A 25074-nucleotide genomic window follows, 5' to 3' on the forward strand; every position below is an offset into this window, starting at 1 on the left:
CGTGGTCTGTATCCTCGTCCCACGCTCCGCGTGGCGACGCCGTCCCCGACGCTCCGCGTCGCGAACCTCGGCGTTAAATCCTGTAACTGTTTGAACAAATTCTATAGGCCGCGCGGAGCTCGGGGCGTCGATCCCGCGCAAATCAAGGGAGCGGACCAACCGCCGCCAAGCCGCGCCGTTTGCCTACTTAACTCTAAGCGCCGCAACGGTGTCCCGCAATCGAGCAATCGCCTAAGTTCGCCCCGATCGGCGTTGGCGGCCAGGGGCGCCATTGGGGTATAATGAACATCCTGCCTCACGCTCCCCTGCCTCGCCCGCGGACGTCGACTTGACCTACCACGCGACCAACGCCGGCTTCCTCCTTCGCGCCTACTCCGCGGTCGCGATGGCGTGCGGCGTCGGCGGCATGTTTGTCGGGCCACGCCCAGCCCTCGCTGAGGAACCAGCTGCCGCCGAGTCCTCCGCTGCCGAAGCCGACCTCGCGCCGCGGCCGACGATGGAACACGCCATCGGCCCGTTCGTGCAGGCCTACTGCGTCGACTGCCACAGTGGCGACAGCGCAGAAGCGGGCCTCGACTTCGACAAGTTGCTGGCCGCCCCCAGCGTTCCACATCGCCGGCTCCAATGGCAGCGGGCCGTCGAGCGAATCGCAGCGGGCGAAATGCCCCCCGCCGACATGGGCCAACCCGAAGCCGCGGAACGCGACGCCGCCCTCGCTTGGCTCCGCGAGGAACTCGCCGATCCCGATTGCTCGCAGCCGCAAAACCCCGGCCGGCCAACCCTCCGCCGGCTGAACCGCACCGAATACCAGAACACGGTTCGCGACCTGCTGGGCGTCGAATTTGACGCCCACAAAACCTTCCCCCGCGACGAGCTCGGCTACGGGTTCGACAACAACGGCGACATCCTCTCGCTGCCGCCCGTGCTGCTGGAAAAGTATCTGCAGGCCGCTGAAGAAATCTCACTCAAAGCGATCGTCTCGCCCGAGTTGATTGCCGAGCCGATGCAATCGTTCACCTGGGGCGACCTGCACGGCGGCTCTGCGGCCCGCGGCGTGCGCGGCCTCTTCTCCGGCGGACGCATCCACGCCGAAACCCCGCTGCAAGGCGCCGGCACGTATCTCGTCCGCGTCAAAGCCTTCGCCTCGCAGTGCGGCGCCGAAGCGACCAAGATGCGAATCTTATTCGACGACCACGAACTCGCCCACGTCGACGTCACGGCCGAACTGAAAGAAGACCCGCAAACCTACGTCGCTCAGTTCGAAGCGGAACAAGGCGTCGCGAAGCTCGGCGTCGAAATGACGAACGACGCGTGGGAACCGATGGCGACCGACCCGAACCGCCGCGACCGCAATCTCTACATCCTGAGCATCGACGTCGTCGGCCCCACCGAAGCCCTCAAACCCGAGCATTTGTCCGCCGCCCAGCGCCAACTGCTCGACGGCGGCCCGACGTTGCAGCAATGGCGGACGGCCGAAGAATGGGCCGACGCCACTCGCGGACTCGTCGCCAGGCTACTCGGCCGCGGTTACCGCCGCCCCGCCACGAAGGAAGAAATCGACCGCATCTTCAGCCTGGTCGCCGGCGCCCACGATCGCGGCGATTCGCTCGAGCGGGCGATGCAGCTCGCCGTGCAGGCGGTGCTCGTCTCGCCGCAGTTCCTGTTCATCGGTGACGAATCGCTCCCCGTGGAAGAGCCATCCGCCGCAGACGCCCCACGCATCGCGGCCGACGCCAACGGCCAACCGGTCGGCGAATACGAACTCGCCTCGCGGCTCAGCTACTTCCTCTGGAGCTCGATGCCCGACGACGAGTTGCTCGCGCTCGCCGCCGAGGGCCGACTCCGCGAAAAGCTGGACACGCAAATCGAACGCCTGCTCAACAGCCCGCGGGCCGATCAGCTGATCCGCAACTTCAGCGAACAGTGGCTCGAAACGCGGAAGCTCGAAACGATGCAGCGCAGCCCGCAACACTTCCCCGAATTCGACGTCGCCCTCCGCGACGCCTTCCGCGAAGAAACCTTCCGCCTCGTGCAAGACGTCGTGCGGAACAACCTGCCGCTGCCGACGCTCCTCTCGGCCGACTACAGCTTCGTGAACGGCCGACTCGCCAAACATTACGGTATGGCCGAGCCAACCGGCGACGAGTTCGTCCGCGTCACACTCCCCAAAGAACGGCAGGCCGGCATCCTCGCCCACGGCAGCGTCCTGTCGGTCACCGCGTTCGAAGATCGCACCTCGCCGGTCCTCCGCGGCAAGTGGGTGCTCGATCACCTGCTCGCCGATCCGCCGCCTCCCCCGCCGCCAGACGCCGGCAGCCTGCCCGACGCGAGCGGCGACCTTTCGCACAAAACGCTCCGCGAACGCTTGGAGATGCATCGCGCCGATCCCACCTGCGCGTCCTGCCACAAGCGAATGGATCCCATCGGCCTCGCGATGGAAAACTTCGACGCCGTCGGCCGTTGGCGCGATACCGACGCCGGTCAGCCGATCGACGCCTCGGGCGAACTACCCGATGGGCGAAAGCTTGACGGTCCTGCCAGTTTGCGCGACGTGCTGCTCGCCGATTACGGCCGCGTGCGACGCAGTTTGGCTGAAAGACTGCTCATCTTCAGCCTGGGCCGCGGGCTGGAGCCGTATGATACTTGTGCGGTGAACGAAGTCGTCGCCGCGGCGGAAGCCAACGGCGACACCTTCGCCAGCATGGTGCGCGCGGTCGCGAAGTCGACGCCGTTCCAGCAGCGAGGCAGCGGCGAAGGCGAGTGAGTGAGTGAGTAGTTTTTCAATTGAACCAAGCGCAGACGACAATTTGCATGCCTGGCTGAAAGCTGACGGCTGATCGCTGACAGCTCCGCTCGGAGAAAAACGGTATGACGCAACTCCCATCATTCCAGCGACGCACCTTCCTCCGCGGTCTCGGCGCCGCGATGGCGCTGCCGTTCATGGAAAGCGCGCTCCCTCGCTCGGCCTGGGCCTCGGCCGCCAACGCCGGCAAGGCGCCGCTGCGGATGGCGTTCTTGTTCATCCCGAACGGCGCCCACATGCCCGATTGGACGCCAACCACCGAAGGCGCCAACTTCGTCCTGCCGAAAACGCTCGAACCGCTCGCAAAGGTCCAACAAAAGATCCAAGTCCTCAGCGGCCTTACCCACGCCAACGGATTCGCTCTCGGCGACGGCGCCGGCGATCATGCCCGCTCAGCCGCCACGTTCCTCACTGGCGCCCACCCGGTGAAGACCGACGGCAAGGGAATCAGAGCCGGCATCTCGGTCGACCAGGTCGCGGCCGAAAAGCTCGGCAAGTCGACCCGCTTCGCGTCGCTTGAACTCGGCATCGAAGAAGGCCGCCTCGCCGGCGGCTGCGACAGTGGCTACAGCTGTGCTTACTCGAACAATATCTCCTGGCGTTCGGAAACGAGCCCCACGGGCAAAGAGACAAATCCCCGCCAACTGTTCGATCGCCTCTTCGGCGGCGGCAGCGAGGAAGATCGCACCCAATCGCGGGCCAAGCGCGATCTCGAACGCAAAAGCATCCTCGACCTTGTCCAGCAAGACGCCCGCGGCCTGCGACGCCAGCTCGCTAAAAGCGACGCCCAGAAACTCGACGAATACCTCGCCGGCGTTCGCGAGATCGAAAAGCGGATGAACGCCCCCAGCGACGAGCTCTACATCGACGACCAAATGACGCGTCCCCGCGGCACGCCGCAGGAATATGCAAAGCATTCGCGCCTGATGGGCGACCTGCTCGCCGTCGCGCTGCAGAGCGACATGACCCGCGTCGCCTCGTGGATGTTCGCCAACGAGGGGAGCGATCGTTCCTACCAAATGATCGACGTCGCCGAGGGGCACCACTCCCTCTCGCACCATCAGAACGAAGCCGAGAAGCAAGCGAAGATCGCCAAGATCAATCACTACCACATGCAGCAGTTCGCTCACTTCCTCGAACGGCTCGATTCGGTGCGTGAAGGCGACGGCACGCTCCTCGACAACACGATGATCGTCTACGGCAGCGGCATCAGCGACGGCAACGCCCACAACCACGACGACCTGCCGATCATCCTCGCCGGCGGCGCCTCGGCCGGCATCGTCGGCGGCCGCCACCTGCGGTACGAGAACGGCACGCCGCTAATGAACCTCTATCTCAAGATGCTCCACGCCGCCGACGTGCGGGTCGACGCCGTGGGCGACAGCACCGGCCAGCTCGACCGCATCGACGTCGCCTAAGAAGCTCGACGCCATTTGAGAATGAGAGCCACCGGCTCCGCCGGTGGACGACGTACGGATAACCGTCGCCCCGCTGCGGCCGACCGGCAAAGCCCGCGGCTTTTATCTAAACGGCCATGCCGGCTAGCAGTTCGTCGCGGTTTTTCATGGAAGCCGCCCCGCCTCCTGGCCGATAAACCTTCCCTACTTTGATAGGGAGGCGTTCTCGCAGCCGTCGTGAAATTCAGTCGCATCGCTCGCACTCTGCGGTATAATCCGCGATTGCGGGCAGCGGCGGCCTGCAAGCACGTTGCGATTTCCCACCCGAACTGGCGGCTACTCCACGAAGGAAAACGCCCCCCATGAGCCAAACCGAGATTCCTAGCTCCGCGGCCAACATCACTCGGGCCAACTGGTCGGAGATCACTCCCCAGCACTTGTACGACAAGTGCATGGCACTGGCTCGCAATCTCTGGTGGAGCTGGCACCCAGAAGTCGTGAACTTGTTCCGCGACCTCGATCCGGTCCGCTGGCGGCAGATCGACCACAACCCGATCGCGCTCCTCGCCGAGATGACGCCCGACCAAGTCGCCGAGCGCGCCTCGGAGATGGTCCTCTACACTCGCATCAACCAGGCCCATCGCCGGTTGAAGGAGTACATGGCGAACACCCGCACCACCTGGGGCGCGCGTGAAGCCGGCGTCCTCGGCGCCCTGCCGGTCGCCTACTTCTCCGCTGAGTTCGGCATCCACGAATCGGTGCCGATCTACAGCGGCGGCCTCGGCGTCCTCTCCGGCGATCATATTAAAAGCGCTAGCGGCCTCGGCGTACCGCTCATCGCCATCGGCCTGTTCTACGATCAAGGCTACTTCAAGCAACACCTCAACGACGAAGGTTGGCAGAACGAAGAATATCTCGACACCAAGGTCGAGAATTTGCCAATGGAGCCCGCCCGCGACCCCAACGGCAAGCCGATCACCGTCGAAATCGAGACGACCCACGGCAAGCTGCTCGCCAAGGTCTGGCTGATGCACGTCGGCCGCGTGCCGCTCTACCTGCTCGACTGCGACGTCGAAGGCAACAGCCAGGAAGATCGCCGCCTCACCTCGCGGCTCTACGGCGGCGACGTCCGCACCCGCATCCGCCAGGAACTGGTGCTCGGCGTCGGCGGCGTCAAAGCCCTCCGCGCCCTCGGCATCAAGCCAGGCGTCTACCACCTCAACGAAGGCCACAGCGGCTTTGCGCCGCTGGAAGTCATCCGCGAGCGGATGCAAGACGACGGCATGTCGTTCGACGAAGCCCTTCGCGAAGTCGCCGCCCACACCGTCTTCACCACCCACACGCCGGTCCCCGCCGGTCACGACCGCTTCGACGGCGGCATGATCGAAGAGCACTTGGGCCCGCTCCGCCAGAAGCTCGGCATCTCGTACGAGCAACTGATGGGCCTCGGCCGCGTCGAACCGCAGAACGAAGGCGAATCGTTCTGCATGACCGTCATCGGTCTGAAGCTCTCCCGCCGCGCCAACGCCGTGAGCTCGCTCCACGGCCACGTTTCGCGCCGTATGTGGGCCCACCTCTGGCCATGGCGCGTCGAAGAGGAAATCCCGATCGGCCACATCACCAACGGCGTCCACATTCCGACGTGGCTCGCCTATCCGATGGTGCAGCTCTACGACAAATACCTCGGTACCGAGTGGCACACCCGCATGGGCGAGCCCGATATCTGGCAGAAGATCTACGCCGTCGATCCGGGCGAACTCTGGGAAACGCACAACGCGCTCAAGAGCCGCTTGCTCGAATTCGTCCGCCGTCGCGTCAGCCGCCAATCGCGCCGCCGCAACGAAGATCCCGCGATCATCGAAGCCGCGCGCACCGTGCTCGACCCGAACGCGCTGACGATCGGCTTCGCCCGCCGGTTCGCCACCTACAAGCGAGCCGACCTGTTCCTTCGCAACATGGAAATGATGGTCGACCTGCTCGACGATCCGAACCGCCCCGTGCAGTTCGTGTTCGCCGGCAAGGCCCATCCCGCCGACGAACCAGGCAAGAAGCTGATTCAGAAGATCGCCAACTTGCGGCACGACCCGCGGTTCGCCGGTCGCGTCGTCTTCATTGAAGACTACGACATCAACGTCGCCCGTCACATGGTGCAAGGCGTCGACGTCTGGCTCAACAACCCGCGGCGTCCACTGGAAGCCTCGGGCACGAGCGGTCAGAAGGCGGTGCTCAACGGCGGCCTCAACATGTCGATTCTCGATGGTTGGTGGGCCGAAGCCTACAACGGCATGAACGGCTTCTCGATCGGCAGCAACGTTGCCCACACCGACGTCGAGAAGAACGACGCCCGCGACGGCGAAGACCTCGTCCGCGTGCTGGCCGAAGAGGTGATCCCGCTGTTCTACCTCCGCGACGCCGACGGCCTGCCGCACGAGTGGATCGCCCGGATGACCAACTCGATCGCGACGCTTGCCGCTCGCTTTAGCGCCCACCGCATGGTGACCGACTACGTCCAAAAGGCGTACCTCGTCGCCGCTGGCGGCGTGAGCAGCGACATGAGCGTCCGCTAACCGCGATATGATCCTTCTGGTCCCCTCCCCTCGACGGGGAGGGATAGGGAGGGGTGATTGAAGCGTGTACCAGGCTTCTCCCCCCTCCCCAGCCCTCCCCTCAAGGGGGAGGGAGCCAGAGAGACTCAGACAACACTAGCCGGAAGGCCACCGCCTTCCGGCTAGTTGTCGTATTTGCTCACCGCGCAGCGCCATGCCCGCCATCATCCGCTCCCCCGACGACGCAGCCCTCGCCGAGCTCTGCCGCAAACTCGCCGCCCGCGCCGAAGGTCTCGACGCCTCCGGCGATTGGCCCGCCGAGCAGTTGCAACTGTTCGCCGACTACGGCGTCTACGAGTGGTTCGCCGGCCCTGAGTGGGGCGGCCAATCTTGGGACCAGGAATCAATCCTCCGCGGCTACCTCGCCCTCAGCGGCGCCTGCCTGACGACGACGTTCATCCAAACGCAACGCGACGGCGCCTGCCGGCGAATCGAATCGTCCGCGAACGAAGAACTGAAGCAGCGGCTGCTGCCCGGCCTCACCAGCGGCGAACTCTTCGCCACGGTCGGCATCTCGCATCTCACCACCAGCAGTCGTCACATTGCCAAGCCGGTGCTGCAAGCCCGCCGCGTCGCCGGCGGCTTCCGCCTCGACGGTTTTAGTCCGTGGGTCACCGGGGCCGACCACGCCGACTACGTCGTCCTCGGCGCCACGCTCATGGATGGCGACGCGGCAACGAGCGAGCAACTCCTCGCCGCCGTACCGCGGACGCTCCCCGGCGTCAGCACGCCGCCGCCTGCTCAACTGGTGAGCCTCTCCGCCAGCCACACCGGCCAGTTCAAACTGGACAATGTCTTCGTCAGCGAAGAATGGCTCATCGCCGGCCCCGTCGAAAACGTGATGTCCTCCGGCAGCGGCGCCGGCACGGGCGGCCTCGGCACGTCGACGCTCGCGCTCGGCCTCGCGAAAGCGGCGATCGATTTCATCTCCGCCGAAGCGAACAAACGACTCGAGCTGCTGCCCCCGCGCGACGGCCTGCTCCGCGAGTACAAGGAACTCGAAGCCGCCCTCTTCGCCGCGGTGCGCCAGGAACCGACCTGCACGAACGACGAGCTCCGCGGCGGCGCCAACAGCATCGTCATGCGGGCCACCCAGGCCGCGCTCGTCGCCGCCAAAGGCGCCGGCTTCGTCGTTGGCCACCCGGCCGGCCGCTGGTGCCGCGAGGCCCTCTTCTTCCTCGTCTGGAGCTGCCCCCAACCAGTCGTCTCCGCCCACCTCTGCGAACTGGCGGGCATCCTCGACTAACTTAAATGCCTCGCCACTAAGACGCGAAGGCACAAAGGATTCACGAAGAGGAACCACGGCGGCATAACGGGCATTACCCCCCCTGTCTTTGTATTCCTTTGCGCCTCTGCGCCTTTGCGAGAGATCTTCTTAAGAAATACATGTCTCACGCAAAGGCGCAGAGGCGCAAAGGGAATTGAAAGATGCCCCTTGCCTTGGCGAACCCAGGCGTCCTGAACAGTTAATCCTCTCCCTTCGTGCCCCCTTCGTACCTTCCTGCCTTCGTGGTTAGAATTCCTAGATGAACCCAACCGATCCCATCGTCGTCTGGCACAATCAATCCGTCTCCCGCGCTGACCGCGAACGCCAAAACGGCCACCGCGGCTGCGTCGTCTGGTTCACCGGCCTCAGCGGCTGCGGCAAGAGCACCGTCGCTAACGTCGTCGACCACAAGCTCTACGAGCGCGGCGTTCGCACCTACCTGCTCGACGGCGACAACGTCCGCCACGGCCTCAACGCCACGCCGGCGATGCTCGCCGAACGCTACGGCGACGAATTCGGCAAGCGGTTCGGCCTCGGCTTCGGCCAACAAGATCGCGAAGAAAACATCCGCCGCGTCGGCGCCGTCTCGCAGCTGATGTGCGACGCCGGCCTCGTGACGCTCACCGCGTTCGTCAGCCCTTACCGCGCCGATCGCGACGCCGTCCGCGCGACGCTGGCGCCCGGCGACTTCATCGAGATCTTCGTCGACGCCCCGCTTGAGGTTTGTGAAGCCCGCGATCCGAAGGGGCTCTACAAAAAGGCCCGCGCCGGGCAGATCAAAGACTTCACCGGCATCGACGCCCCGTACGAGCCGCCGATCGAGCCGCAGCTCGTCCTCAAGTCGGCCGAGTTCAGCCCCGAGGCCCTCGCGGAAGAAGTCCTCCGCTATCTCACCGAAGCCGGCAAGCTGAACGTTACGTAAGGTTGCGTAAAATGGGGTCGGGTTCCTTTTGCCACTCGCGGCGTCCCACTGGAGGTTTTCTCTCCAGTGGCAAAAGGAACCCGACCCCTTCCCGCGCCGCATTTCATCACTGCAAGCATTCTCAAAACGTCCGAACTTCTGTTGACCTCGCTCTATCGAGGAAGATAGATTGATCCGGCGGGCGACGGCCGCTTCCGAAGACAGCCCACCTGAGATCCTACCTGCCGTCCGCCCTTCTGCTGGAATTAGCTGGTTTCTGCAATCTGCGGCGCAAGGATGCGTCATCCGCGCGGCACGCAGGACTAGTTCTCTGCCCGTTGGAACGAACAGAGTAGTCGGCCCCAGACGTTGAACGCGTCTGCGCGATCGCAAGGAGGTTCTGTCGATGATCAAAATCAGCGATCGTAGTGTGAATCGGATCGGCAGCGACGAGCTGCTCACGCGTAAAGCCGCGCTCCGCGACGACGAATCCCGCGTCGCGGCCACCCTGAGCACCACGATCGGCGACGCCGAGGCAACGGGCCCCTCCATGAAACGCCGCACCAAGCCCCGCCTGACCGTCCGCCAACCGGCCAAATCGCAGCTCGACGCCGTCGCCGCCGAAATCGCCGACGTCGTCGAATCGCAACTCACCGGCCGCATTCGGGACCTTTCGGTCAGCGTCGAAGAGGGCCAATTCGTCCTCCGCGGCATTTCGCGCTCGTACCACGTGAAGCAAATCGCCCAACACCTGGCGATGACCGCGATGGATACAATTCTCTTAGGCCGCTTGGTGAACGAAATCGAAGTTCACTCAGTCCGCTAAGCCCCGCGGCCCAAGCAAATCGCCCAAGCCCCCTCTTCAGGCTTCCCCGCCAGCACGTCGGACTGATCGCTTCAGCGACCAGTCCAGCCCCGCCGAGCGATTGCGCGTCTCTGCAACTCGCCCCCTCGCATTAATCCACAAATCAACTTGCTTTTGGCCGCCCGTTCGCCTACACTGAACACCCGACCACCATTCGTTCTTTGGCAACCCGCCGCCAGCTCAGCGACCGGCCCTGCAAGCCGCCGACGCCCGTTCACGCTGCGCCAACAATCAAGCGAGCCTTGCTCCCAAAACGCAGCCATCGCTGCTGATGTCGCTTTTTGATGTCGCCTCAAATGCGACATCAAAAAGCGACATTAAGCCGCAAGCCGTTTCGAGAAGGCGACTTAGAGAAGATCCTTAGTGTCGCCTAAAATGCGATTCGCGCAGTTGGAGCCAATGCGACATCTACGCGTCGCCGCCCAGTTCGCCATCCGCGCCGTCGCCGGCATCCTCGTCGAACATCGCGTTGTTCTCCGCCCGCGCCCGCTCCACGAGCGGCGCGATCACCGCCGCCAGCTCCGCCTCGCCGCGCAGGAAATTCAGCTCGACGCCTACCGCCCGCAGCGACACGCCGTCGATGCTCGGCACCCGCAGCTTCACCAGATCCTTGCGCGTGCAGACGATGAACCGCGCATTCGCCTCGCGGGCCAGCTTCGCTAGTTCATCGACATCCTCGCGAGTGAAGTCGTGGTGGTCGGGAAACTCTCGCCACCGCTCGACGCGGCAACCGAGCCCTTCGAGCGTGTGCCGAAATCCCGCCGGGTTGCCGATGCCGCAGCACGCGACCACCGGCTGATCGCGCACCGTTTCCAACGGCGACGTCCCGCCGTTCGAATCGAGCAGCGCCGCCGGCCGATGCTCCACCTCCGCCCACGCCGCCGTCGGGGCGAGCTGCGCCACCCGGGCCCGCACTTGCTCCCGCGCCGCCGGCGGAATCATGTCGGCCCGGCTCAACACCACCCCCTGTGCCCGCCGCAATCCCGCCACCGGCTCCCGCAGCGTTCCCCGCGGCAACAGCCGATCGAACCCAAACGGCTCAGTCGCATCGAGTAGCACCAAGTCGAGATCACGCTCCAATCGCCGATGTTGAAACCCATCGTCGAGCAGCAGCAACTGGGCCGCGAGCTCGTCGATCGCGATCTCCGCCGACGCCGCACGATCGGGGTTCTGCAAATGCGGTACATCGGGAAGTGACAGTTCCAGCTCGAGGGCTTCGTCGTTCAGCCCCCCCTGCTCCGCCCCGTAGCCGCGGCTGAGGATCGCCACCCGCACCTCTTGCTCCCGCAGGTGCCGCGCGAGCCACTCGACCATCGGCGTCTTCCCCGTCCCGCCGACGGTGAGATTCCCCACGCTGATCACCGGCACGCTCGGCCGGTAGGCTTCCTTCGAGCCCCGATCGTACCCGCGGTTGCGAACGCGAATCGCCCAGCCATAGGGCACGCTCACCGCCCCAAACACCAACCGCACCGCCGCCGCCGCCACCCCGCGCCGCCGCCCGCTAATCAAATCACGAAATGTCGAAGGCGAAATCATCAGTGCAGCTGCTTGCTCGGAAACTCAGAGAACCGTGAAGTTTGAAAGATTAACCGCCAAGGACGCCAAGGTTCACCAAAGAAATGCGGGGAAAGACTGAACCACGACGGCACGACGGAAAGACGCCAGTCCACCCTTTTATTTGCATTTGTCTTTACTTTGCGCCTCTGCGCCTTTGCGAGAGATTTCTAAGAGGGAAATTGCTTCACGCAAAGGCACGAAGCAATTGAAAGACACCCTCTCCTTGGCGTCCTTGGCGGTTCAATTTAACGGCAATCTCGCGATTCTCCGGAATTTCAGCCCCATCCACTAGGCCGGATGGACCTTTTCTCCCCCAGGTGCGTCTCAACTTCAGGGCGCCGCTCCTATAATGAAACTCAACGCCCCGCTTGGCCTCCGCTCCCCGTCGTGGGATTGCTCAGGTTTATGTCGACGATCGCACCGCCGCCGCTGCCGCCGAACCCCGCCCTCGCCAACAGCGAAGGGTATATCGACGAGCAAATCCGCCGCACCCGCCGGGCGCTCAAACTCCTCGACCTCGGCGCCGGCCTCCTCACGCTCACCATCGGCCTGCTCGCATTCGTCCTCGTTGGCGCCCTGCTCGACCACTGGATCATCCCCGGCGGCCTGAACGTCGCCGGCCGCGCGACGCTCTTCGTCGTGATGGTCGCCGGCCTTGCCTGGTACGGCTGGCGGCAGTTCATTCCGCTGCTCAAGCCGATCAACCCCGTCTACGCCGCGCAAACGATCGAGCAAAACGCCCCGTCGCTTAAGAACAGCCTGCTCAACCTGCTGCTCTTTCGCAGCCACCGCAACTACCTCTCGGCCCGCGTCTACCACGCCCTCGAACAGCAAACGGCCGCCAAGCTTTCGAAAGCCTCGCTTGAGGCGTCGATCGACCGCTCCGCCCTGCTGCGACTCGGCTACGTGTTGCTCGCGGTCATCACCGTCTGCGCGCTCTACGCCCTCCTCTCGCCGAAGAGCCTCGGTCTTTCGACCGTGCGCGTCCTCGCGCCATGGTCCGACGTGACGCCCCCGAGCCGTGTGCAAATCCTCGACGTGAAGCCGGGCAGCATCTCGGTCGCCCGCGGCGAGCGCGTCGAAATCTCCGCGCAGATCGACGGCCTGAGCGGCAACGAACCGGTGCGGCTCCGCTACTCGACCGCCGACGAGCAGACCGTCGACGAATCGATCCGCATGGAGCGTCCCTCGCCCGAAGCCCGCCGCTTCACGGGGTTCTTGCCGCGCGGAACCGACTCGGGCGTGATGCAAGATCTCACCTACTGGCTTGAAGCGGGCGACGCCCGCACCGAGAAGTTCAAGCTCTCGGTCTTCGAACGGCCGACCATCGTCGTGCAGAAGATTCACTACGACTACCCGCGCTACACCGGCTTGCCGCCGAAGGAGTCGGTGCAGAACGGCGACGTCAAAGGCCTCGACGGGACCGAGGTGACGATCGACGCCCTCGCGAGCCAGCCGATCAAAACCGCATCTGTCGATTTCGAAGCCGACGGCACGAACGATTTGACGATGACGTTCAACGGCGACCGCGCGACGGCCAAGTTCAAGCTCGGCTTCCGCGAGAACAGCCCGACGCCGCTCCACCCGAAATATGCTCTTCGCTTCACCACCGCCGACGGCCGCACGAACGCCGATCCGACGGTCCACTCGATCGAAGTCACTCGCGACTTGGGACCAGAGATTTCGATCACCGATCCCGAGGAGAAGGAGCAGGTCGCGCGCGTCAGCGATCTGCTGACCGTCGGCGTCGAGGCCCGTGATCCCGATTACGGCCTGAAGCGCGTCGCCATCATCGGCAAGGTGAACGACAAGCCCGAGCAGCCGCTGTTCGAGATGCTCGACAAGATTCACACCGGCCGCTTCGGCGCCATCAAGACCTACACGCCGGGTGAACTCGGCCTCAAGCCAGGCGACGTCCTCGAGTACTGGGCCGTTGCGGAAGATTCGCGGCCCGAAGCGAACACGGCGTTCACCGATCACTACCGCTTGAAGATCCTCGGTCCCGACAAACCGCCGGCAGGCCAGCAGCCGCCGAAGAACGGCGGCCAACAGCAGCCCGACAACAAGCAAGGCGGCGAGAACGGCGAACAAGGTGGCCAAGGCGGCGCCGGCGGCCAAGGTGGCGAAAGCGGCGGCGAAGGCGAAGCGCAGGCTGGCGAAGGCGGTTCCAGCGGCGGGCAAGGCGAATCAGGCGAGTCGCAAGGCGAAAAGCAAGAAGGCCAAGGGGGCGCTGGCAGCGGCAGCGGCGAGAACGAATCGGGTGAATCGCAAGAGCCGTCAGACAAAGCGGGAGAGAACGGCGGCGGCTCCGGCGGCGAGGGCGAGCAATCACCCGACAACCAATCGTCGCAAGGCAACTCGCAGGGAAACAATAGCGGCCAATCGGGCGGCAAAGAGCAACAATCGTCGAACGGCGAATCGAAGCCAGGCGAAAACAGCGAGCAAGGCGAAGCGGGCGGCGAACAGTCGAAGGTCGCTTCCGGCGGCGAGGACGACGGCACCGCCTTCCAACGCATGGCCGAACACATGGGCGAGCAAGAGGGCGCCGGCGAAGGGAAGCCGAACCCCTCGCAGCAAGGCCAAGGCCAGCAAACCGAGCAGGCCCAAGCAGGCGAAAGCGCCGGCGAACAAGGCAAGCAGAACGACACGCCGCAACAAGGAGCCGAGAGCGCCCAGCAAACCAACGGCCAAGGGGACCAGCAAAAGCCGCAGGCTGGCGCTACAGGCAAACAGCAAGAAGGCGCCACGGCCGACGAAGCGCAAGACGCTGGCGAACAAACGAACCAAGGCGAGCAAAACGGCGAATCGCCCGAGCAGTCGTCGACTGGCAGTGCGAAGGGAAGCCAAAAGGGTTCCAACCAAAAGCCGCAAGCCGACGGCGCGCAACCTCAAGGCGCCAACCAGAAGGCGACCGACACCGAGCAGAAGACAAGCAACGCGGGCGACAACCCGAGCAAACGCGAAGGCGCCAACATCCCGGAAGAAGCGAAGCCGGGCGACGGCAATCCGGAAGATCAGCAGGCAGGCGAAGAGCCCGGCTCCGACAGCGAAATGAATCGCAACAACGGCAACTCGGGGTCAGGTCACAGCGCCGGCGAAAAAGAGGGCGCCCCCGGCAACGACCAATCGATGCGCCAGGGCCGCGACAAACAAGACGAAGACAATCGCCAAGGTCAAGACGACCAGGAACCGCCGTCGGGTTCAGGGGACAAGAAGGAAAGCAATTCAAAGGGCGGCCAGAGTGGCGAGCAATCGGGCGGCGGGAAGCAAGGCGCCGGTCAAAAGGCCGACGCCGCCGGCAAGGGAGGCGCGGGTCAACACGAAGCCGCCGACCAAGGCGCCGGCAAAGCCGAAGAGCAAGGCGAAGGCGAGACCGGCGCCAACGCCGGAGACCAACAACAGGCCGACGGCAAGACGGGCCAATCGAGCGGCGACCAACCCGGCAACGGCAGCCAACAAGGCGAGACGGGCGAGAGCCAACCGAGCGAAGGGGGACAGCAACCCGGCGAGCAAGGGGGGCAGTCGCCTTCAACTGGCGGACAGCAAAATTCCGGCCAACCTGGCGAGCAGCAACCACAACCGAACGAACAGCCTGGCAGCGAGCAACCGCAAGGAGACCAGCAGCCTGGCGGGCAATCGGGCGGCGGCGGGCAGCAGTCGTCCAACGAATCAAAGTCCGAGGGCGAGAAGTCGGGCGATCCCGCTGACAAGCAACAGTCGAACAACTCCACGGCAACTGGCGGCTCACAACCGATCGGCGGCGGCACCGGTTCGAACGCCATGAGCTCGCCCTCGACCGAGAGCGGCCAACTCGGCGCCGACGATCCGAACCTTGACTACGCCAAGAAGCAAACCGACCTCGTGCTCGAACGGCTCGACGAACAACTCGCGAAGAAGCAGGTCGATCCAACGCTACTGAAGAAACTCGGCTGGACCGAGGATGAATTGCAACGCTTCGTCGATCGCTGGAAGAACCTCAAGGCGAGCGCCGCCGGCGAAGGCGAGGCGGCCAACGAAGCGAAGCAAGAACTGGACGACACACTCCGCAATCTACTGCCGCGCAGCAACGGCCCGCTGAAATTCCGCGGCCAGGCGAAAGCCGATGACTTGCGGGCGAACGACGCGCTACGCGTGAAGCCTCCGTCGGAATACGCCGACCGCGTCCGCGAGTACACGAAGGGGATTTCGTCCCAGCGTAAGGATTGATTCGAAGCGTGCTACTTAGCCCCCGGTTCTTCAAACCGGGGGCGAACGGCGCTGCCAATATTGCGGCACGAAACAAAAACCCCCCGGCATAAAGTGCCGGGGGCTAATTTCGCACCTCGCGAAGGCTCACGACCGCGCCCGCTTATTCGCCGGCGTCCCCCCAACGGCCCCGCCGGACCGCCCCGACTTCGGCTCATCGGGATTATCATCCCGCGCATCGAACAGATCGCTCGACCCGCTCGCCATCTCATCTTCAAGCTCCGAGATGTTCGGATCGCCGTTGCCGTCGTTGCTGCCCGCCAGCCCGCCATGCGCTCCGCCGCCGCCGGGCGTGCCAGCCGCATGCTGATCGCTCCGCGAACGGCGGCGATCGCGATCGGTTTCCAAATCAGTGAACGGTGCATCGAGATCGCGGCCGCGGAACTCGTTCATTTCCCCTTCGGGAGCAAGCGTATCGCTCGGCGAGCGCGGACGGCCCACGTTATAGTTCGCCGCGGCGCCGCTGCCGGCAGCGTCAGCGCACTTCACGCAGTACCGCACGTAGGGGATCGCTTCGAGCCGCTCCTTCGCGATCGATCGGCTGCAATGCTCGCACTGGCCGTAGCCATCATCGCCGCCGTTAATTCGCACGAGCGCCGCGCGAACTTCATTCACCAGATACTCCTCATTTTCGAGGAGCGTTGTATTCATATCAAAGAGGAACTCATCGGTTCCGCGATCGCCGAGATGGAACGGCGCGTTCGATAGCTCTTGGCTTGCATCGCCCCCGACGGAGGTGCGCGTTTGGTCGTGAATCGAATCGGCGTCGGGCCGCATCCGCTCAAGCAGCGCTTCGAGTGCCCGACGGTAACGATCTTTCTCAATGGACTTCATGGCATGAACCTCGTGGCAACGACTGGCGGCCGCGACGGCCGTCGATTCCGGAAAGTTCGGTTGCAAACCCTATGCCGTGACGCCGCTGGTGCACGCCAGCAACGGTCGCGCTTTTGTGGCGTCGCATCCCATCTGTTACGCTGGAATAGTGAGCCATCCCCCTTCGCTCAGTTCGCGAGCGTTGGCCGCGGGCGATGCGTCGTTTGCCAAACCGTTGGCTAGTTGCGCGCCCGCCTGCTTCATTTATTATCACCACCTTCTCCGCCGTTGGTTAGTATGCAGCCCGTGGTTCCTCGGTATCTCGTCGCCTTTCACCCCAAGCGCGTCTCGCACCACTTCGTCGACGTGCTCGTCATCGGCGGCGGCATCGCGGGGCTGCGGGCGACGATGGGGATCGATCCGCGGCTTTCCACGCTCGTGGTGACCAAAGACAAGCTGCAAGAGTCGAACAGCGCCTACGCCCAAGGCGGCATCGCCGGCGTGCTGGGGGCAGATGACAAATTCGAAAACCACGTCGAGGACACGCTCGTCGCCGGCGCCGGCTTGTGCGATCGCGAAGTGGTCGAGATGGTCGTCCGCGAGGCGCCCGAACATATCCGCCAGCTTATCGAGTGGGGCACCTCGTTCGACAAGCTCGAAGGCGAACTGCTACTCGGTCGCGAAGGGGGCCACAGCCACAACCGCATTGTCCACGCGCTCGGCGACGCGACCGGCCAGGAGATTATGCGGGCGATGATCGCGCGGGCTCGCGACGTGCTCCGCGCCCAGTTCTGGCAGAACACCTTCACGATCGATCTGCTCACGAGCGACGACCGCTGCCGTGGCGCGCTCGTCTGGAACGAGCGCCACGGCAAGACCTTCGTCTGGGCGAAGCAAACGATCCTCGCCACCGGCGGCGCGGGGCAGATCTTCCGCGAAACGACCAACCCGCCCGTGGCAACCGGCGACGGCCACGCCGCCGCGTACCGCGCGGGCGCCGAACTCGCCGACATGGAGTTCATGCAGTTCCACCCGACGGTGCTCTACATCGCCGGCAGCAGCCGCAGCCTCATCAGCGAAGCGGTCCGCGGCGAAGGGGCGATCCTGGTGAACGTGCTCGGTCATCGCTTCATGCCCGACTACGACCCCCGCGCCGAGCTCGCCCCGCGCGACGTCGTCAGCCAGGCGATCGCCGATCAGATGGAAAAGACGAAGCACTCGTGCGTCTATCTTGATCTGAGCCACCTCGACGCCGAGACAATGCGAGCCCGCTTCCCGGGTATCGCCCAACGTTGCCGCGAGTTCGGCCTCGACATCGCGGTTGATCGCATCCCCGTTCGTCCCGGCGCCCACTACATGATCGGCGGCGTGAAGGTCGACCACGACGGTCGCACGACGCTCGACGGCCTCTTCGCCGCCGGCGAAGTCACCAGCAGCGGCCTGCATGGCGCCAATCGGCTCGCGTCGAACAGCTTGCTTGAAGGGCTCGTCTTCGGCGCCCGCGCGGGCGATGCGGCCTCCGCGGCGGCGCTTGAAATGCCCGACTCGTTCGAAGCGATTCCGCTCGAAAACCAGCCCATCGCGCACGCGACCGAACACCTCGATCTGCAAGACGTGCGCAATGCGCTCAAGAGCCTCGTCTGGCGGGCCGCCGGCGTCCGCCGCGACGGCGAAGGATTACGGAGCGCCGCGAAGTCGATCGAGCAGTGGCAGCGGTTTGCCCTCGCCCAGCAGTTCCCCGATCCGGCCGGCTGGGAACTGCAGAACATGCTGACTGTCGCGCGCGTGCTCATCGGCGCGGCGCTACGGCGCGAAGAATCCCGCGGCGTGCATTTGCGAAGCGATTTTCCGGAGCAGGACGACGTCCACTGGAAGGTGCGCTTGGGCGATCGACGCCTAACCTAGATCGGTGCAACCAAGTCGCCTAACTGAACAAGCTCCCAACTCGCAGCGAAACTTCAGGGCAAGCCAGCGGGCTTACTACGTCATCGCCCGAGAAAACCTGAATCGATTGGTAGGAATCGCCAACTGGATCACGGTGGACTTCCAGCGCTTTCGCCTTGAGATCAACGATCCAATACTCAGGTATCCCAGCTGCGGCGTAAATCGATAGCTTCACTTGGCGATCGTGCTTGAGGGACGACGCAGCCGACTCGACCAGCAACCGCACATCAGCAGCCCGCGGGAGCGCGCTCATGTATCCGTCCGCGCGTTCCGTCAGCAAAGCGAAATCGGGTTCTAAGACTTCCCCCGCAGAGATTGAGACCGTCGCTTGCACGGCGATCTCGAACCGATCAGCCACAACCGCAAAACGCTTCGTCAGCTTTAAGAGCGAGCCATTGTGCTCGGGTCCTACGGGGGCCATAGGCGTGATGAACCCTCCGATTAACTCCACCTTGTCCGACGAATCAAAAACCCCCGCTTCGATCATGCGGAGATATTGCTCGGTCGACAGCGGCGCCACGGGTAGGCGAATGTCCCCGACTCCAGGCGGTCCGACAAAGGTGGAATAAGCGCTGCTCATAGCTCGCATTTTAGAGTGAATCGACAACCGTCACAAACTGAGCTTTCCCCGCCTTGCTCCCCCAGCAACCTACAAATTCCACCCCGCAGCCGAACCTTGCCCCTCACCAGGGCGTAGCCCCTGGTATAGACAGGCGAAAACTGCCGGGTTAGGCTTGCCAGCCTACCCTGGGCGGACCGTGGGGCGATTTGGCCATTGCCCCGCTCAGTTCGCCGCAACTGTCGCGCCTGCGGCGACTTACCGCTTGTCGGGCTACTCTCCCCTGCCCCGCAAGTTCCTCCGTTCCTGGAGGATGACGCCGCTTCGCCGTCGGCTGCTGGGAAGCGTGAAGGGGCCGCGATTCGGTCGCCCCCGTACCGCCCTCCCGCGACGGCGGAACCGCGAACGATTTGCCGAGGCCGGCGACGGAACCACCGTCGTCCACGAAGTTAGCATGGAGTCGAGCCGTCGTATGAGTTCACTGCCGACCGACCGACCGCGTGTCGCCGAGTTTATCCCCGTTGAGCCCACGGGCGAGCCGATGATCGAAGCGATCGGGCTCTCCAAGTACTACGGCAACTTCGCCGCGTCGCGCGATGTGACGTTCTCGATCAATAAGGGCGAGGTCGCCGCCTTCCTCGGCCCGAACGGCGCCGGCAAAAGCACGACGATGAAGCTGCTCACCGGCTACCTCGCCCCGTCGGCCGGCACGGCGAAGATCGCCGGCTTCAACATGGGCAGCGAACGGCTGCTCGGCGCCGAACGACTCGGTTACCTGCCGGAAAACGGCCCCCTCTACCCCGATATGTCGCCGCGGAGCCTGCTCACCTTCTTCGGCAATGCTCGCGGCATGTCGGGGATGGCACTTCGCAAGCGGATTGAAGAAGTCGTCAGCCGCTGCAACCTCGAAGCAGTAATCGGCAAGCCGATCGGCAAGCTGTCGAAGGGTTATCGCCAACGCGTCGGCATGGCCCAGGCGCTACTTCACAACCCCGACGTGCTGATTCTCGACGAACCGACCGCCGGTCTCGATCCGAACCAGATTCGCGAAGTTCGCAAATTGATCCGCGAACTCGGTGAAACGAAAACGATTCTCCTCTCGACCCATATTCTGCAAGAGGTCGAGGCGATGTGTAACCGCGTTCTGTTCATTAACGAAGGACGCCTAGTGTTCGATGGCACGCCACAGCAATTGGCGGCCGATCAGAGCGACTTTGACGAGCGTTTCCACGAGTTGACTCGCGACGCACGGCGGACTTAGTAGGCAATCTCAATAAATCATCGACAGGATCACAGGATTTCGCGGATCGACAGGATGCGTGTCTACGAAACGATGATCCTGTCAATCCATTTCATCCTGTTATCCTGTCCATCATTGGCCCAGGCCGATCAAATATCATGAAGTGGAACGTTCTCTCCGCGATCTTTAAGCGCGATTTCGTCAGCTACTTTTCGAGCCCGACGGGATACGTGTTTATCTGCGTTTTCGTGGTGCTCAGCGCCCTGGCGACCTTCTGGCCGCCGGAGTTTTTCGCCAACAACTTGGCGAACGTCGATCAGCTCAGCCAATGGCTGCCGTTCATCATGCTGGTCTTCATTCCGGCGATCACGATGAGCGCGTGGGCCGAAGAGCGCCGCCAGGGCACCGACGAACTGTTGCTCACGCTGCCGGCGAGCGATTTCGACGTCGTGCTCGGCAAGTACTTGGCCGGCGTGGCGATCTTTACCGTGTCGCTCCTCTTCTCGGGCGTGTCGATTTACACGGTGTTCCAGTACGGCCTCGGCGACCCCGACATCGGTCTGTTTGTCAGCACCTACCTTGGGTACTGGTTCATGGGCATCGCGATGATCGCCATCGGCATGGTCGCATCGTTCCTCACCTCGAATCTCACCGTCGGCTTCATCGCCGGCATGTTGTTCAATATGCCGCTGGCGTTGTTCGGCGTCGCCAACTGGTTCGTGAAGGACCCTGCCTGGGCCGATACGATCCGCCGCTGGAGCGCCGTCTATCAGTTCGGCGACTTCAAGCGGGGCGTCCTCAGCCTCGGCGGCATGGCCTACTTCCTGTCGATCGCCGCGGTGATGATTTACATCAGCATGATCCTCATCGGCCGCCGTCACTGGCAGTCGCGCGACGACGGTAAGTATTTGTTGGCCCACTTCCTCACGCGAGCGGTTGCATTGCTGGCCATCGCGATCGGCGTGACCGTGATCGTTCAAGATCGCAACTCACTGCGGGCCGACGTCAGCTGGGAGAAGCTAAGCACGCTCTCGCCCAACACGCGGGAACTCCTTGGCGAGCTGCGAGACAACAAGGACGTCAAATCGATCAAGATCGACGCCTACGTCAGCCCGCAGGTTCCCACCGACTACACTGCGATCAAGTTGAACCTGACCAACACGCTCGAGGAATTCAAAGCCCTCGGCGGAGGCAAAATTGAGGTCGCGCTTCACGAAATCCCCAACTTTGGCCCCGAGGCGGAGTTGGCCGAGAAGAACTTCGGCATCGTGCCGCGCGAGCAAACGATCGCTTCCGGCGGTGAATATAAGAACGAAGAGTTCTTCATGGGGATCGCCGTCACGTCGGGGCTCGATAAGGTCGTCACCCCCTTCGTCAACAAGGGTATTCCGGTCGAGTACGAGTTGATTCGCTCGATCATGACGGTCGCCGAGAAGCAACGCCCCAAGCTTGGCATTATCAACACGGGGATCAACATTATGAACCCCGACGGCTCGCTTCGCGGCGATTGGCCGCTGATTACCGAGCTACGCAAGCAATACGAAGTCGTGAGCGTCGACCCCGCGCAGCCAATCCGCGGCACCTACGACGTGCTGCTGGCAGTGCAGCCGTCGATGCTCAGCCCCGATGCGTTTGATCACGTGGTCGACGCGATTCGCTCTGGCATTCCGACCGCAGTTCTCGAAGATCCCTTTCCTTACTTCTACCCGTCATCGATGCCGGGAACTGGGGAAGAGAAGCAATCGATGATGGGCGGCATGGGAATGTTCGGCGGAGGCCAAACGGAACCAAAGGGCGACATCGATCAGCTCTGGCGACTCCTTGGCATTCGCGTCAACCCGATGGAAGTCATCTGGCAAGATTACGCTCCCGAGGCGAGCGTCCGCTCAATGCAAGATCCGCAGTGGGTCTTCATCGACAAGGGGAACGGCAACAAGCAGGCGTTCAACGAGAACTTGGAAGTTTCGTCCGCGCTCAATCAGCTGCTGTTCCTGTACCCAGGCGCCATCACGCGAGTCGATGATTCGAAACTCAAGTTCGAGCAGATCGTCGCGTCGGGCGTCGGCAACTCGGGCCCAGCGCCGGCCCGTCTGCTGCAGCGTATGGAGCAGAGTCAACGTTCGCCGATCGCTGATAACATCCCGCGCTCGCCCACCAAGGATGGCTACATCCTAGCCGCCCATATTCGCGGCCCAGCTCCGGAAGACGACTCGGCGCTCACTGCCTCCGCGAAGGCAGGCGCCGACCCGGCCGACGCTCCGGAAAACGCAGAAGAAAGCCGCAAGGCGAAGAAGGCGCAGCAGCGCGACATGAACGTCATCGTCGTCACCGACATCGACTGGATCATCCCGAGCTTCTTCTTCATTCGCGAAGGGGGCGAGGAAACGTTCCTTCCCGCGACGCAGAACGTCACGTTCATCCTCAACATCATCGACGAGCTCGCCGGCGTCGATCGCTTTATGGACATCCGCAAGCGGACCCGCGTCCATCGCACGCTCGCCAAGATCGACGAAGCGACCGCCGCCAGCCGTGCCGAGGCGAGCAAAGAGCAAGAAGCGTTCATCGAGGACATCAACAAAAAACTCGATGCGGCCCGCAAGACGATGGCCGACGAAATCGAACGAGTCAGCAGTCGCACCGACATCAACCGCATGGAGCAAGACGTGCTGGTCGAACAGGTCCGGATGCGAGCTCAAAACAAGCTCGACTCGGAAGTCCGCGCTTTGGAAAGCCAACGCCGGCGTCAGGTGAAGGAAATTGACTACAAACTCGATCAGGAGATTCGCACGGTCCAGGATCGCTACAAGCTGTACGCGATCCTGATCCCGCCGATCCCGCCGTTGCTATTGGCGCTGGCGGTCTTCTTCCGCCGCCGCGAACTCGAACGCCAAGGCGTGTCCCGCGAACGGCTGAGGTAGAGGTAGTTGCGAGTTACGAGTTGCGGGTAGCGAGTCAGAAGACCGCCACCCTGCTTGTCTCGTAACTCGCCGCTCGCGACTCGCAACTTAAAACTCGCATTCATCGACTCTCGGAGTCTTTCATGTCTGAATCCGCCAAAACCATCGCCTTCGTCGTGCTCGGCGTCGTCGCCGTTGGGGCCGCTTACTTCATCGACCGCCCCACGGAAGCGGTTAACGTCAACACGCTCGTCGGCTCGTCGATCAACACCGGCTTCGAAGTCGACGAACCGAAGCGGCTGCAGATTGTGAAATTCGACAAGCCGACGGCGAAGACAAAGCAATTCGAAGTCGCGTCGACCGACGGCGTTTGGCGGATTCCGTCGAAACAGGATTATCCGGCCGACGCCGCCCAGCAAATGGCGACCGCCGCGAATGCGCTCGTCGATCGCAAGGTTCTCCGCGTCGCGGCCCAAACGGCCCAGGACCACGAGGCCCTCGGAGTCATCGACCCGCAGTCGGCGAAGCTCGACTCGAACAGCGAAGGCGTCGGGACCCGCGTCGTGATGAGCGACGCCGAAGGGAAAACGCTGGTCGACATGATCATCGGCAAGAAGGTAAAAGACGCCGAAGGTCAACGTTACGTTCGCAACAGCAATCAAGACGTCGTCTACATCGTTGAACTCGACCCGGCGAGCCTGTCGACGAACTTCGACGACTGGATCGAAGACGACCTGTTGCAACTGGCGCCGTTCGACTTGCAGCAACTGTACATCAACGACTATTCCGCCGACCTTGGCTTCGCGATGTCGCAAGATGGTCGCATCGTGCCGCAAGTGAGCTGGGATCGCCGCAGCGAGATCAAGCTCGACTACGACGCCGAGGGCGCCAAGTGGAACTTGGGCGATCTCAAAGGCTACGACAAGGCGACGAAGCAGATGGTCGAGCAGACCTTGCCCGAAGACGAAGAGATCAATCAAGAAGCGATCAATCAGCTTCGCACTGGCCTCGACGATCTGCTGATCGTCGACATCGCCAAGAAGCCGGGCGGCCTCAGCGACGACCTGAAGGCCGGCAACGACTTCATGACCAACCAGGAGGCGTTCCAGGACTTGATCGCCAAGGGGTTCTCGCCCGTGCCATTGAAGGCGGGCGCTCCGCCGGAAATCCTCTCTAGCGAAGGCGAGTTGATCGCCACCCAACGCGACGGCGTTGAGTATGTATTGCGGTTCGGCCAACTACAGGTGCAAACCGACAGCGCCGACGGCGAAGTCCCGGTCGACCCGACGGCGGTCGAAGAGGCGGCCAAGGCTGCCGCCTCTCGCGATGGCAAGGATCTTCGCCGTTACTTGTTCGTGATGGCCCGGTTCAACGAAGACGCGATCCCGAAGCCGCAACTCAAGGAGTTGCCGGCGGCGGCCGACTCGGAGGGAACGAAGGAAGAAGCAGCGCCGGCGGAAGAGGCCAAACCTGCCGCGGAGCCGAACCCCGAAGGGGCGGGCGGCGATCAGGCGGAGTCGTTGCAGAACGATGAACCGACCGACGAAACCGATCCGGCCGACGCAGCCGCTGAAACTGAAGCGAAGAAGCCTGCGGAAGAAACTCCCGCGGAAGCTCCAGCAGTTGCAGCGGAACCGACCGACGAAGCGCCAGCCGCCGCCGAGAAACCAGCCGCTCAACCTGGCGAAGATACTGCCGCTGCCGAGCGTGCAGCCATCGAGCAAGAGAATCAACGGCTGCAAGACGAGTACAACGAGACTGTCGAGAAGGGCAAGCAGCGCGTCGCCCAGCTGAACCAACGGTTCGGCGATTGGTACTACGTTATTTCAAACGACGTCTACAAGCAGATCCATCTAAGCCGCGATCAGGTCTTCAAGAAGAAGGGCGCCGAAGGCGAGGGAGCGCCGGCCGACGACGCGAACCCGCTGCAAGGGTTGCCGAACCTGCCGATCGGTGCACCGCCGGCGGAGTAAGTGTCGC

Annotated in this window: 14 protein-coding genes; 11 read left to right on the forward strand and 3 right to left on the reverse strand. The window is 63.5% G+C overall.

Translation table 11 applies throughout. From position 1 onward, the window contains the following. Positions 1 to 328: 328 nt before the first annotated feature. The 6 genes from ACQY7R_RS15355 (at position 329) to ACQY7R_RS15380 (ending at position 9800) form a co-directional block, all read left to right on the forward strand. The gene (locus ACQY7R_RS15355; RefSeq protein ID WP_428306465.1) at positions 329 to 2764 is read left to right on the forward strand and encodes a DUF1592 domain-containing protein; all 2436 of its coding nucleotides are present in this window, start codon (positions 329 to 331) and stop codon (positions 2762 to 2764) included. A gap of 104 nt (positions 2765 to 2868) precedes the next feature. Beyond that, positions 2869 to 4221 (forward strand): DUF1552 domain-containing protein, encoded by a 1353-nt coding sequence (locus tag ACQY7R_RS15360; protein ID WP_428306466.1) that lies wholly within the window; start codon positions 2869 to 2871, stop codon positions 4219 to 4221. A gap of 341 nt (positions 4222 to 4562) precedes the next feature. Continuing rightward, positions 4563 to 6767: an alpha-glucan family phosphorylase gene (gene glgP, locus ACQY7R_RS15365; protein WP_428306467.1), complete on the forward strand. Its 2205-nt coding sequence runs from the start codon at positions 4563 to 4565 to the stop codon at positions 6765 to 6767. Positions 6768 to 6960: 193 nt separating this feature from the next. Beyond that, positions 6961 to 8052: an acyl-CoA dehydrogenase family protein gene (locus tag ACQY7R_RS15370; RefSeq protein WP_428306468.1), complete on the forward strand. Its 1092-nt coding sequence runs from the start codon at positions 6961 to 6963 to the stop codon at positions 8050 to 8052. A gap of 280 nt (positions 8053 to 8332) precedes the next feature. Continuing rightward, positions 8333 to 8995: an adenylyl-sulfate kinase gene (cysC, locus tag ACQY7R_RS15375; RefSeq protein WP_428306469.1), complete on the forward strand. Its 663-nt coding sequence runs from the start codon at positions 8333 to 8335 to the stop codon at positions 8993 to 8995. Between the two features lie 385 nt (positions 8996 to 9380). Then, positions 9381 to 9800: a hypothetical protein gene (locus ACQY7R_RS15380; protein ID WP_428306470.1), complete on the forward strand. Its 420-nt coding sequence runs from the start codon at positions 9381 to 9383 to the stop codon at positions 9798 to 9800. A gap of 447 nt (positions 9801 to 10247) precedes the next feature. Here the strand turns inward: ACQY7R_RS15380 and lpxK are convergent, their stop codons facing one another. After that, positions 10248 to 11375: a tetraacyldisaccharide 4'-kinase gene (gene lpxK, locus ACQY7R_RS15385; protein ID WP_428306471.1), complete on the reverse strand. Its 1128-nt coding sequence runs from the start codon at positions 11373 to 11375 to the stop codon at positions 10248 to 10250. A 426-nt stretch (positions 11376 to 11801) separates the two neighbouring features. On the opposite strand from lpxK, the gene ACQY7R_RS15390 reads away from it, so the two are divergent. Next, complete coding sequence (locus tag ACQY7R_RS15390; protein WP_428306472.1) at positions 11802 to 15602, forward strand: hypothetical protein; 3801 nt, start codon at positions 11802 to 11804, stop codon at positions 15600 to 15602. 126 nt (positions 15603 to 15728) lie between these two features. Here the strand turns inward: ACQY7R_RS15390 and ACQY7R_RS15395 are convergent, their stop codons facing one another. Next, a complete protein-coding gene (locus ACQY7R_RS15395) occupies positions 15729 to 16475 on the reverse strand; it encodes a TraR/DksA family transcriptional regulator (RefSeq protein ID WP_428306473.1) in 747 nt (248 codons plus the stop codon). A gap of 276 nt (positions 16476 to 16751) precedes the next feature. Between ACQY7R_RS15395 and nadB the strand changes: the two genes are divergently transcribed. Beyond that, positions 16752 to 18359, forward strand: a complete 1608-nt coding sequence (gene nadB / locus ACQY7R_RS15400) for an L-aspartate oxidase (protein ID WP_428306474.1) — start codon at positions 16752 to 16754, stop codon at positions 18357 to 18359. A gap of 19 nt (positions 18360 to 18378) precedes the next feature. Here the strand turns inward: nadB and ACQY7R_RS15405 are convergent, their stop codons facing one another. After that, complete coding sequence (locus ACQY7R_RS15405; protein WP_428306475.1) at positions 18379 to 18978, reverse strand: Uma2 family endonuclease; 600 nt, start codon at positions 18976 to 18978, stop codon at positions 18379 to 18381. 520 nt (positions 18979 to 19498) lie between these two features. On the opposite strand from ACQY7R_RS15405, the gene ACQY7R_RS15410 reads away from it, so the two are divergent. From ACQY7R_RS15410 to ACQY7R_RS15420, 3 genes are all read left to right on the forward strand, one after another. Beyond that, positions 19499 to 20218 (forward strand): ABC transporter ATP-binding protein, encoded by a 720-nt coding sequence (locus ACQY7R_RS15410; protein ID WP_428308901.1) that lies wholly within the window; start codon positions 19499 to 19501, stop codon positions 20216 to 20218. Positions 20219 to 20355: 137 nt separating this feature from the next. Further along, on the forward strand, positions 20356 to 23115 hold the full coding sequence (locus ACQY7R_RS15415; RefSeq protein ID WP_428306476.1) for a Gldg family protein: 2760 nt from the start codon (positions 20356 to 20358) through the stop codon (positions 23113 to 23115). Between the two features lie 122 nt (positions 23116 to 23237). Beyond that, entirely contained in the window at positions 23238 to 25067 is a 1830-nt protein-coding gene (locus ACQY7R_RS15420; RefSeq protein WP_428306477.1) for a DUF4340 domain-containing protein, read from the forward strand. The last annotated feature ends 7 nt before the right edge of the window (positions 25068 to 25074 follow it).

This window comes from Lacipirellula sp. (genome assembly GCF_965279485.1).
Classification (GTDB): domain Bacteria; phylum Planctomycetota; class Planctomycetia; order Pirellulales; family Lacipirellulaceae; genus Lacipirellula.